The following is a 12,483-nucleotide window of genomic DNA, read 5'->3' as shown; positions in this document are numbered from 1 at the left end:
CCATTTTATTACAATTTATTTTATGAAGTCAAGATTTTTGTCTATCTGTCGTTGAATCCTTACTTAGTATTCCTTTCTCATCGCTGCCTTCGGAATATCCATATCCTCTCTATACTTTGTTATCGTTCTTCTTGCTATACTTATTCCTTTTTGGTTTAGTATTTCTGCAATTTTCTGATCACTATAAGGTTTCTTTCTGTCCTCTCCTGTAATTATCTTCTTAATATCTGATTTTATAGCATCCGGAACAATTTGAGAATCACAACCAAGAGAAAGTCCGTTTGTAAAGAAGTAATCAAGACCGTATACCCCCCATGAACATTGAAGATATTTTCCTCTTATGGCACGGCTCACAGTGGACTCGTGTATTTCCAGCTTATCTGCTATACTTTTCTGATTCATAGGTATAAGATAACTTGCACCCTTGTCAAAAAAGCCCCTTTGTTGATCCACAATCATTCTTGTGACGTTTAACAATGTATTATTTCTCTGTGATATACATTTAATAGCCCAATCAGCTTCTTTTATTTTTTCTGAAATATAATTCTTAACCTCATCGGAAGGATTTTGTACAAGGACGTTCCGATAGTAGCTGCTAATTGAAATATGAGGAGCTGAAAAATTATTTAAAAGTACCTCATAGTAATCGCTGAATTTTACAATTATCAAATCCGGTGTTTGATAATGAATATCTTTTCTGGCTCCAAATCCCATTCCCGGCCTGGGATTCAACTTTTTAATAACTTTGTATGCATCCTTAACTTTATCTATTGAAACATCCAATCTCTTAGCAATGAGATCAAGCTGATTTTTTCCAAGTAATTCAAGATAACTGTTTACGAGTGTAATAACAATTGGATCATTTTGATTAAGTCTCTCTAATTGAAGCAGAAGACATTCTTTTAAGTTTCTTGCCCCTACACCGGCCGGCTCCATTGATTGGAGCTTGTGTAAGCCCTTTTCTACTGTACTTTTGTCAATGTTAATTGTCTTTACAATATCATCTATTTTTTCTTGAAGATACCCGTTTCCATCAATACAGCCTATCATATATTGCACTGCTTTATAGATTTTCTGAGGTTCTTTCATTAAGTTTAATTGTGATTGCAAATGATGATATAAATCCTCATCATCACTTGGTACATAATGCGCCACATCTTTATTGTCTTCATCATCTTCAAAGTCATGGTTGTAAACTCTATATTCTTGGGTTACAGAGTCAAGCCATTCCAGTTTTCTCCTAAGTACCTCATATCTGTCATTTTCATAAGGTTGGTCTTCAATCTCTACCACCGGGTTGTCCACAGCTAATTGTTTAACATAATCCATCAAATCCTGTGTACTCATCTGGAGAATCTCCATAGATTGCTGCATCTGCGGAGATAGAGACATTTTCTGATTTAAATTTATTTCAATATTCATATGTTACCTCCAGCAACTACAACAACCAATAGTCCGGAGCTATTGAGCCCCGGACTATTGGTTAATTAGTTTTCATAAAAACTTTATATTACGGCTATACATTCAATTTCTACTAATACGTCCTTTGGAAGTCTTGCTACTTCCACACAAGATCTTGAAGGGAAATTCACTGTAAAGTATTTTTTGTATACTTCATTAATTGCTGCAAAATCTCCCATGTTCTTAATAAATACAGTTGTCTTTATTACATTATCAAAATTAGTACCGGCTGTAACCAGCACCTCATTTAGATTCTTTAGAACCTGTTCAGTTTGCGCAGCTGCATCTCCTTGAGCCACTTCACCGGTTTCCGGTACCACTGGTATCATCCCGGAAGTATAAACCATGTTTCCAAGCTTAACAGCTTGTGAATAAGGCCCGATTGCTGCAGGAGCTTTTTCAGTAAAAATTACTTCTTTTTGCATTTACTTCTCCTTTAAAAATTTAATTATTCTTTATTATTTGCTATTTGTTATTTTTTATTTAATTGCTTTTTTACTTGAACCTTTTTTTAATTTAAATGCAATATATAAAACTAATATCCATATTGGTCCAATAATAACAGCTATTCTGTAATCAGGCATAATTGCCATAAGAACAACAATCATAGCCATAAATGCTAGAGCAATATATGAGGATATAGGATAAAATGGCATCTTGAATTTTAATTTACTTACTTCTTCAGCACTCTTTGATTTTCTGAACTTAAGCTGTGTAATAATTATCATTGTCCAGTTAATAATACCTGCAATAGTTGCTATAGCTATTAAGTATGAAAATACTTTTCCAGGCATAAAGAAATTCAATGCTACTGCAACTAGTGTCAATGCTGATGAAGCTAGTACACCAACTACTGGTGTTCCATTCTTACTTACCTTAGCAAGAGCCTTTGGTGCATTTCCTTGAAGAGCAAGTCCGTGAAGCATACGGCCGTTACTATAAAGGCCACTGTTATAAGCAGAAACAGCTGCTGTTAACACAACTGCATTTAGGATTCCGGCTGCAGCAGGGATACCGATCTTTGAGAATATTTCAACGAAAGGACTTCCAGTTTCTCCAAGTTTATTCCATGGGAAGATAGTCATCATAACGCCCAGCGCACCAATATAGAATATCAATATTCTATATACAACCTGATTTATTGCTTTAGGTATACTCTTTGATGGATCATCAGCTTCACCTGCAGTTATTCCGATAAGTTCAACACCACCAAATGAGAACATTACCATAACCAATGAGAACAGTAACCCTGAAATACCATTAGGAATGAATCCGCCATGAGCCCATAGGTTACTAAATCCTGTAGGTTGTCCGCCGTTTCCTATACCAGTGAATATCATGAATAATCCAAGAACAATCAACGCTATAATTGCTATAACTTTGACAATTGCAAACCAAAACTCAAATTCACCATAAAGTTTTACACTTATTAGATTTACCAAAGTAATAATAACAAGGAATATTAGTGAGGATAACCATGTTGGGATATCTGGTAGCCAGAAGTTTACATAGATACCTACAACCGAGAGTTCCGCCATACTTACTACAATGTAATTAAACCAATAATTCCAACCTGAAAGGAAACCTGGAAATTCACCTATATTTTCATATGCATAGTGACTAAATGCACCTGATACAGGGTTATCTACAGACATTTCACCTAAGGCTCTCATGATGAAGAAAATAATTATTCCACCAATTACATATGCTAATGATATTGATGGACCTGTTTGTTTTATCGTAGTGGATGAGCCATAAAATAATCCTGTACCAATAGCACCACCCAGAGCTATCATCTGTATATGACGGTTTTTAAGTCCACGTTTGAGCTCATGCTTGTCGTTTGAGTTTGCACTCATTCAGGAGTCCCCCTTTGTATTTGATTGAAGAAGCGTGAAATGATTTTTCACGCTTCCTATAACAGACTGCCTATTGTTAAATATTACTTGTTATAAACCGGCTCAAGGAACGCATGGAAGTGACGCATTGGGAGGTTATGTCCCATAACTATCTTCACATTAGGGATACTATCGCGGTCCTTGTACAGTTCAGTAACTGCAGCTATAACATAGTCCAAATGTTCTTGTGACAGCTGGCTACGATTGATAGCGAAACGAACAACGTTACAAACTTCCTTCTGTTGTTCTGGAGTCTTAAGGTCATATTCCATACTATAATCACCAAGTTCTGATACTCTGATACCATAACGACGAATTAATTCAATACTAAAGCCCTGTCCAGCAAATGTATCATGACCACGTTCGTAGTCAAAGAATTTATCCATGTTAATATATACACCGTGTCCGCCAGCTGGGAGAACTACTGGAATACCAGCTTTATAGAAGCCCTGTGCTAAATATTCACACTGTCCTACACGTTCCTGCAAATATTCAAAGCGTCCGCTTTCATACAGACCGCATGCCAAAGCCATGATGTCACGGCCGCTCATTCCACCGTAAGAGTCATTACCTAATGTTGAAATTTGTTTTACCTTAAGTGTTATACCAACATCCTTTGTTACATTACCGTCAGCATCGAAATCAGAGAAGTTCTTCCAGAAGTAACCTTTGTCTCTGAATGCCAATACACCACCCATGTTTGAATGTCCGTCTTTCTTTAAGCTTGCTGTGAATCCGTCGCAATATGAGAACATTTCTTTTGCAATCTCAAATATAGACTTATCGGCATAACCGTCTTCATTTACCTTAATAAAATAGCAGTTTTCAGCCCAACGAGCAGCATCCAGCATATATGGAATGTTGTATTTGTGAGCTATCTCGCTACAAGTACGGATGTTAGCCATGGAAACAGGCTGTCCGCATACTGTGTTGTTTGTGATAGTAGAGTATACCAACGGAACATTTTCAGGTCCAACTTCTTTTATCAAGTTTTCCAGCTTCTCAATGTCCATGTTCCCCTTAAATGGGTTTTTCTCATATTTTCCGCCTTCCGGAACTTCCCATAGCAAATCCTTATTGTATAGGTTACGTGGTGTGGAACCCATTTGCTTAATATTTCCTTCTGTGGTATCAAAGTGCCCATTGGAAGGTATTGTAAAGTTCTTACCTGGATAACGAGTGTTCAAAATTTGACTTACAACATTAAACAAAAGTGATTCTGCGCAACGACCCTGTGGAACAACGAAAGTGTTTGGACGTTCCATCTGAGCGGCACCACCGTTGAAAAGTGTACCTTCATATTCACAGAGGTACATTTCGTTCATCATTTTTTCAATATCTTCGCAACCAGTACGAACAAGGTCGATAACACGTTTTTGATCATCACCGCGCTCAAATACATCGCGCATTGTATCAAGCAGTACATAGTAACCTTTGTTACGGCCATAGGACTCGTCACCGAGAAACATTGCACTCCACTGTAGATCTGTCATAGCAGTTGTACCAGAGTCAGACAGACAGTCAACAGTCAGCATTCCAGCTGGGAACGCAAATTCATTATAATGAGTGGATTGCAGAGCGCGTTCACGCTGCTCAACAGTTACTTTTGGAATATTTCTTTTCACATACGCAAAAGAACGTGGGGTTTCAACATTCAGCTTGTATTGTTTCATTTGTATCTCCTTCTTCCATCATATTTGTATTGACTTACATACATATATAACAGCAAGATTCATGCCAAAAATTTTGACTCTAAAATTGTTAGTTTTTAATAATTTTTTATATATTTTTGTATATTTGCTTGTAGTTTTTGCACAAATTTATTAAAGCTCAAAGATATCTGATTCATTTTGATACACTTTCAGTCTTTTATTAAAAATCATTTATTCCACGCTTGGATAGACAATATTTCGATGTTGTATACAATAAAAAAGCTGCCTCGTGTCTCATTTTAAAACACTCAAGCAGCTTTATTTCTACGATAATGTATCATTTTAATACATTATTCTTTTAATTCTTCTTCTAGCCCGTATTCTTTTAATTTTCTATAAAGAGTAGATCTAGAAATTTTTAAATTCTTTGCAACATCAGCTTTGGAACTGTATGACTCTATTGCCTTTCTTAAAACCAAGGCTTCTACTTCACTTAAAGATGGAAATTCATTAAAAGAAAGATTTATATTGTGTTTAACTTCTTTTTTTATTGGAAAAACGTTATCGGGCAAATCGTTTATGTCTATAATCCCGTCTTCATCGCTTACAAGGCAAACCTCCATAATATTTTCCAGTTCTCTGATATTACCCGGATATGAATATTCAGTAAGCAGCTTTATTGCTCTTGGTGTTACAGAAACCGTCTTTCCAAGACGTTTACCAATTTTATTTACCGCATTTTGTATATAAAGGTGGACATCCTCTTTCCTTTCACGCAGGGATGGAATTGAAATCTTTATGACAGCCAATCTATAGTATAGGTCTTCACGGAACGTATTTTCCTGCACCATTTGTATCAAATTTTTATTCGTAGCAGCTATAACTCTTACATCTATTTGCTTTTGACGTGTTCCCCCAACCCTCATAATCTCACGGCTTTGCAATACCCTAAGCAATTTAGCCTGAAGGTGGAAGTTCATATCCCCTATTTCGTCAAGAAAGATAGTACCCGTATCAGCCAACTCAAACATACCGGGTCTTCCTCCTTTTTTAGCTCCCGTAAAGGCTCCCTCTTCATATCCGAATAGTTCACTTTCCAAAAGGCTTTCCGGAATAGCAGCACAATTTACTGTAATAAATGGTTTTGCAGACCTTGTGCCATGTTTATGAATAAATCTGGCTATTACTTCTTTTCCGGTTCCGCTCTCACCCTGCAATAGTACTGTAGAACTTACCCTTGAGGCTTTTTGTGACGTTTTTAGAGTCTGAATCATAGCATTATTATTTCCTACTACAATATTGCTGTCTGCATCAGTAAGAAAATCCAATTCTTCATAAAGATGCTTAATTGTTGATTTTGCATCTTTAAGCTTTTGGTTTAGTTCTCTAATTTCAGAAATATCTCTGAATATAGATACTGCACCCTCAACCTTGCCATTATAAACAAACGGAACAATATTAGATATTACGTCTCTATCATTTACTCTCGTTTTTATTCCTATCAGCTTGCTTCCTGTTGTCAGAACTTGAGGAATATGCGAACCAGGAACAACTTCACTTACCTTTTTACCCAGAAATTCGCTTGCCTGAATACCTGTAATACGGTAATTGGCTTCATTTACATATATAACGTTTTCTTCGCTGTCTGCTATAGCAATTCCGTCATGTATAGATTCCAAAATAGTCTCGCTTGACTTAATAATATTATGAATGAACATTTCTACCTCCATGGCGATTTGTAAATAACGGACTTCTGGTTTTTAATTTTGAAGTTTAAAAGAATTAGATTCGTATGTCCCATTTTAGTACACTTGTTCAAATACTGCAAGCTGTAAAATTTGTAATGCTAAGTTGACACTGTGAATTACATCTGTGAGATTAGGATTGACCTCCCCATATATGTATATGTGGAATCCTTTTCCCTGGATTTTGAACTTTTTGAACCTGAATTTGCTTAATATTTTGTCTATCAGGCCTTTGAGTTTCTTTACTCCCTTTGAAAATCCGTTTTTAGGCTCTCTCATGCTGCCTGTTTTGGATACCAGTTCCGTTCCTGATTTAAGCAGGCTCTTGATGCATTTTCCTGCTGTTGTAACCAGCTTCTTTGCTCCTCCGGCAGTTGCTTTTATCCCTTTTTTGATACCGCCCTTAGCTGCTTTATGCCTTTTACGGCGAACTTAAAGCCCAGTGCCATTGCCAAGGCTGTAGCCAGTAAATCCAGTACTAAATTTTCTCCCTTTTAAGGATATCTGCCAGGGTGTTTACATATTTGGGGTCTACTGTTTTGTCTATAAAGCTACTTATTCTTTTCGATTTTGCCAAAAATTTTGCAAATAATTTTACAAGTCCATTCAGGAAGGTTCCCAGTCCCCTTTAATTCAATAAAAACACACCTCTTTCGTAACAAAAATTTGTTATAAAAGAAGTGCTTTATATTAATATTATCGGAAATCAATTATATATTTTTACATAGCTCGTCCCTTTATTGACCGAAGTGGCGAAAATTTTGCTATAAGGTCTTTATTTATATCATGGATTAATATCACTTCCTGTATAATCCTCCACATGCGCTTTCTTCATCTAAATATTCATCTCTTGACTTTGTAATACTACTAGCTCTTTCATCTGTTACATAAACGACCCATTTACCATTTTCTAATTTTAACACAACTTCATTTTCTCACTGACTTCAGTTTTTTGGGCTGCCTTTCTATATTCTTAGAATTACTTTCTGTATTTAGAGCTTCCTCCTAACAAATGGAAATTTTATAATTTAAGTCTCTAATAAGACTCTATATATATTTCATCTCTCGCAGCTTCATTTTAGTTTTTTTGTATTTATCTTCGTTGCTTAATTTTTTCCAAAATTCATGTGAAATCTGTGGAATTTCAATATCAGTGAATTGTTCTGGTTCAATGAGATTGCTTTCAAATTCTTTTGAACCACATTGAAGACACTTTTCGTCCTTAAGAAAAGTATCAATTGATTTACCATTAATATGACTTAATATTCTATCAAAGTTATCGAATACTACATAATTACTTGCCTATCGCAGATAAGTTTTTTCTATTATTTGTCTCTTAGTCACATCTATTTCAAAAATAATACCAAGTTCATAATGTGCAACTAAGATATCATCCGATTTTTTTTCTATTTGATCATAACCTCTTAATACCTTTGCTTGAACAATATCATTTATTTTCCATAATTCTTGTCCAGAATAATCATAGGCTATAATATTATTGGGTATCTCCTTTTGTTCTCTGATTAGGATAACAAAAATGTCCTTGTACTCCAAAATTTTACTTATACTAACATCAACTCTAATTATTTTGTTATTGACTTCTATTGATTTATTATCTAGTTGTTGCATACTTTTCTCCTTTACTTCAAATCGTGAATATCTTTAAACCAATCATCATCTAGAAGTGCATTTTTAATTGCATACTGTGCATCTCCGCCTAAAGTCCCCCATTTTTCTTGCGGACCAACAATACTTACCTCCAAAGGTATGTCAGTTGGAATTTTAGGATATACAACTTTATCCGGAACCTGCGGTAGTGCATACTTTTCAGCAATTTCTGCAGCACTTAAACCTTCAATATCATCTGCTCGTAAAATAAAAGGACTTTTAGGTTTATTTACTCCCTCTTTAAACACTCTTGCATATTTGTAATTTCCTGCTTCAACATTATATGCTTTTGTCCCACTCGCTACTGGGGGTAAATCATATCCCATATCAGCCCAATCAGCATTTGCAGTTGTAGCATCTTCAATATTAATTATCTTGTATCCATCAGTTTCTATCTTACTCCCAAGTTCATCGCTCAATTTAACATAATCAATTAAGCCACCTTTACCCTTCCCACCATTCATCAAAGCATTTTCATAAATAGCTTTCCGTTCTCCCTGGCTTAATGCATTGAGGTCGTCGACTTTGGCGGTTGGTTTGGTGTTGCGGGTAATTACTATTCCACGTTTCCCTTCGTGTTCTATTATGTCTCCTGCATGAGTATTCTTACGGTCTATTTTTTCTATGGTTCCATCATACAGTAGTACCCACGGATTAACCTCCCCATATATTCGTATATGCTGACCTTTTCGCTCTATTTTGAACTTTTTGAACCTGAATTTGCTTAATATTTTGTCTATCAGGCCTTTGAGTTTCTTTGCTCCTTTTGAGAATCCATTTTTCAGGCTCTTTATGATTATCTTTCCATTTTCGATTATCATGCTGCCTGTTTTGGATACCAGTTTTGCTCCTGATTTAAGCAGGCTCTTAATACCTTTTCCTGCTGTGGTAACCAGTTTCTTTGCTCCTCCGGCGGTTGCTTTTATTCCTTTTTTGATACCGCCCTTAGCTGCTTTTATGCCTTTTTCGGCGAACTTAAAGCCCAGTGCCATTGCCAGTTCTACCAATCCCATTGCCAAGGCTGTTGCTAGGGCTATTGCTGCAGGTTGTATGTGTCTTGCCCAACCCTGGGTCAGGTAGGTTTCTATGTAGCCTGCCGCTTTTGCTATAGTATCTATTATGGACACTACCATGGCCGCATTCATTGCCGTGGTTATTACGTTTATTATTGCAGGCAGTGCTGCGGTTATTGCTCCTCCTGTTACTATTTCAGCCGCTACTATTCCGGCCAATGCTCCCAGTACTCCAAGCAGCAGCTTCCACCAGTTATCTTTTAACCATTTTATTACAAATTGTTTTATCTGGTCAATAATCTTTCCTGCATTCTGGGCACGTGTTTTTACTCCGTCAGCGAAGCTGTTACCTGTTTTTTGTGCCTTTTGTGTATCAAATTCCTCCATTATGCTCTCTGTGGTATGCGGGTTGGAGCTTCCATTCAACTCCTTTGTTTCTCCATCTTTTAGGTTTATGTCCTCAAGTAGTTCCGGGGTTATTTCCCCTTTCTCCACTTGTTCTATGACTATATCGTTTTCGGATAGTTTTTCTGCTGTCTGGCCTTGTGGCTGTTCTCCTTCTGCTGCCTGGTCTTCTATAGGCTGTGTCAGGTCTACTCCTATCAGTTGTTCCCATACCTTTCCTTCTATATGGGGCAGTGAGGCTTTTGCAGCTTCTCCTAATGCTTTTATTCCCTCCATTATTTCTGCGAACTGACCTGAGATTAACATTCCCGTAAAGGTCAATATTCCATTGTAGGCGCTTTGTACAAATCCCAGCAGTTTGTCCAGTGTTCCTGACAGAAAATCCAGTACTGAACTTACTCCTTTTTTCAGGGTTTCTGCCAAGGTATTTACTATGTTTACTGTCTTGTCTACTGTTTTGTCTATGAAGCCGCATATTTTTTTCGATATTTCGGGGAATTTAGCAAATACTATTTTTACGAGTCCTTTTAGGAAGGTTCCCAGTCCCCTTATGAGTCCTACTACCATTCTGCGGCCCAACTCTATTAGTCCGTTTATTGCCTTTTTGGCCAAATCGAATATGAATTTTACTGCCTTTCTCAGTGCATCAAATATGAAATTCAGCGCCTGCTTTAGACCTTCTATGAATTTCTGTGCTTTATCCTTTACCCAGTCTATGGCCTTTGCATACCATGGCTTGTCTTCTTTTTCTTTTTCCTTTTCTTTCTCTTTCTTTTTGTCCTCTGCTTTTTTCTTTGCTGTTTTACATTCCTGATTGGCATCAATTTCTGCTTTTGCCATTTTCTCTTTTATTTCTTTGTTTTTGTCTTCTTTTATTTTGCTTATTTCTTTGGTTTTGTTTTTTGTCTCTGCTTCTGCCTGCTTGTCGTAGTCTGCCACTGCCCCATCTATTTCTTGTCTCCATTGTTTTCTCTGGCGTTCTACTTCTGCTTTGGCACCTCTTTGTTCTTCCATCTGCTTTTTGCTTGTTTCTGCCTTCATTGCCGTTATTCGGCTATCTGATTCTGCTCTTGCAGCTTTTACATCGGAATCAAATTTTTCTCGTCCGGTTTGGTATTTTTCTTTTTGTTCCGTTAGCTTGGTTTTCATTTTAGGACCAAGGGTCTTGTTCAGCTGTGCTTCCATTTCTACCGGTATTTCAAGTGCTTTAGGGGCTTTGTAGGCTTTGGCAGCTGTACCTTTCAATGCTTTTTTCGCTTTTAGGATTGTGTTGTCTGCATCGGGGAATATACTGTTTTCTCCAAAGTCATTGTGTATTTGTCCAAGCTCTTGCTGTTTTGCCGACTGTACGTTCTGAGACATTTCGGCATTGTAGCCTTCCATCTGTGATGGGTCTGCTTCTCCCGTAAATTCCATGACTGGTGTGTTTGCAGCCTGGTGCTTTGCTTGTGCCATTATTTCGTCAGGCTCTGCCTCACTGTTTATGTTTATATTAAGGTCTTTTGCACCGTCTTGTGCTTTTCCTGTCTTTTCCGCCTTGAAGCTTGTTGGTACTGCATGGTTAAAGGTCTTGGGAGTCTTTTTAGTTTTTTTGTTTTTGGATACTGCTGTTATTCCTGTGGGTGCCTTTATTTGCGGTACGGTTTTCTGAGTTTTCTGTGTCTGGCCTTTAAGTGCCTCTCCAGACAGGGCTGTTACCTGGGAATATGCATTCAATGCCTGTGTGGGCGGTACATTTTCAAGCTGCGACAGTAAGCTTCCCGGGTCTCCTGCCTTTATTTTTACCGCAGGAGCTTTTTTGGCTTTTTGCCCTGCCGCCGCTGTTGCCGAAGCAATAGAAGCTATTTCCTTTGCAAAGGATGGAGCAGGTGCTGTCTGCTGCTGTTTCTTTTCCGGTTGTTTTTTCTCGGGAGCCGCAGCCTTGGTTTGAACGGTCTGTTTTATTTGTGTATTCTCCTGAGTTTTCGGAGCCGTAGTTTTTATAGCATTGGTCTTAGAAAATTGAGCAGGACTTCTGGGTGCTGCTTTTTGAGTAGTTTTCTTCACTTGGGGAGATTTTTCAGTATGAGGTTTTTCACTATGAGACTTTTGTTTAGTGCTTTCCTTAGGCGTGTTTACATAATTTGAATCAGAGGTTTCCTGATTTTTGTCAGCTTTAGGCTTAGTTGTTTTATCACTGACAGCAGACTTAACCTCAGTAGGCGATGTCTTTTCCTCCTGAGGTTTTTTGGGGTCGTTATTGGTATCCTTATTGGTGTCCTTATTATCATTATTCATAAGGGCAAGAGAGCTTTTCTTCTGGTCAACCTTCTTACCCTGCTTTTCTAGCTGCTTACGTTTTCTGCCCTCTGACATGAGCCTGACCGTCTGACTGTAGCCCAACTTTGACTGAAAGAACATAAATTCATCACGTGTGACTGAATCGGGGTCATTGAGGAGCAGTGCTACTATTTGTGAAAACTCCGTTACCCTTGCTTTTGGCTTTTTACCCTCAGGCTTCGACACGGAAGGTTTTTTCTGAATATTGCTATATTGTGAACTCAAGGATTGGTCGGGTTTTCTTTTGTCATGAGCAGCTCTGGTGTACATATTATCTCTCCTGTAAATATACTCTAATGTTTAGGTAAAATTTACAGGATAT

9 protein-coding genes are annotated in these 12,483 nt (G+C 37.4%); all 9 read right to left on the bottom strand.

Annotated elements, in window-relative coordinates:
* Positions 1–63: 63 nt before the first annotated feature.
* The 9 genes from rpoN to CLO1100_RS08330 all read right to left on the bottom strand — a co-directional run bounded on the left by rpoN (position 64) and on the right by CLO1100_RS08330 (position 12,431).
* On the bottom strand, positions 64–1,422 hold the full coding sequence (rpoN, locus tag CLO1100_RS08365) for an RNA polymerase factor sigma-54 (RefSeq protein WP_014313321.1): 1,359 nt from the start codon (positions 1,420–1,422) through the stop codon (positions 64–66).
* An 83-nt stretch (positions 1,423–1,505) separates the two neighbouring features.
* Positions 1,506–1,886 carry a RidA family protein gene (locus tag CLO1100_RS08360; protein WP_014313320.1) on the bottom strand — a complete coding sequence of 127 codons (381 nt, stop codon included), beginning with the start codon at positions 1,884–1,886 and terminating at the stop codon, positions 1,506–1,508.
* A 54-nt stretch (positions 1,887–1,940) separates the two neighbouring features.
* A complete protein-coding gene (locus CLO1100_RS08355; protein ID WP_014313319.1) occupies positions 1,941–3,320 on the bottom strand; it encodes an amino acid permease in 1,380 nt (459 codons plus the stop codon).
* An 83-nt stretch (positions 3,321–3,403) separates the two neighbouring features.
* Positions 3,404–5,032: a tryptophanase gene (locus CLO1100_RS08350; protein WP_014313318.1), complete on the bottom strand. Its 1,629-nt coding sequence runs from the start codon at positions 5,030–5,032 to the stop codon at positions 3,404–3,406.
* A gap of 329 nt (positions 5,033–5,361) precedes the next feature.
* Positions 5,362–6,729 carry a sigma-54-dependent Fis family transcriptional regulator gene (locus CLO1100_RS08345; protein ID WP_014313317.1) on the bottom strand — a complete coding sequence of 456 codons (1,368 nt, stop codon included), beginning with the start codon at positions 6,727–6,729 and terminating at the stop codon, positions 5,362–5,364.
* A gap of 84 nt (positions 6,730–6,813) precedes the next feature.
* Positions 6,814–7,035 (bottom strand): hypothetical protein, encoded by a 222-nt coding sequence (locus tag CLO1100_RS21020; protein ID WP_041700194.1) that lies wholly within the window; start codon positions 7,033–7,035, stop codon positions 6,814–6,816.
* Between the two features lie 518 nt (positions 7,036–7,553).
* The gene (locus CLO1100_RS21240; protein WP_278244405.1) at positions 7,554–7,679 is read right to left on the bottom strand and encodes a hypothetical protein; all 126 of its coding nucleotides are present in this window, start codon (positions 7,677–7,679) and stop codon (positions 7,554–7,556) included.
* A gap of 379 nt (positions 7,680–8,058) precedes the next feature.
* Positions 8,059–8,385, bottom strand: a complete 327-nt coding sequence (locus CLO1100_RS08335; RefSeq protein WP_014313316.1) for a hypothetical protein — start codon at positions 8,383–8,385, stop codon at positions 8,059–8,061.
* A gap of 11 nt (positions 8,386–8,396) precedes the next feature.
* Entirely contained in the window at positions 8,397–12,431 is a 4,035-nt protein-coding gene (locus tag CLO1100_RS08330) for a hypothetical protein (RefSeq protein WP_014313315.1), read from the bottom strand.
* Between the last annotated feature and the right edge of the window lie 52 nt (positions 12,432–12,483).

This window comes from Clostridium sp. BNL1100 (genome assembly GCF_000244875.1).
Taxonomy (GTDB): domain Bacteria; phylum Bacillota; class Clostridia; order Acetivibrionales; family DSM-1351; genus Ruminiclostridium.
The sequence above is the reverse complement of the archived record's forward strand: the minus strand, read 5'-3'. Positions and strand labels throughout refer to the sequence as shown.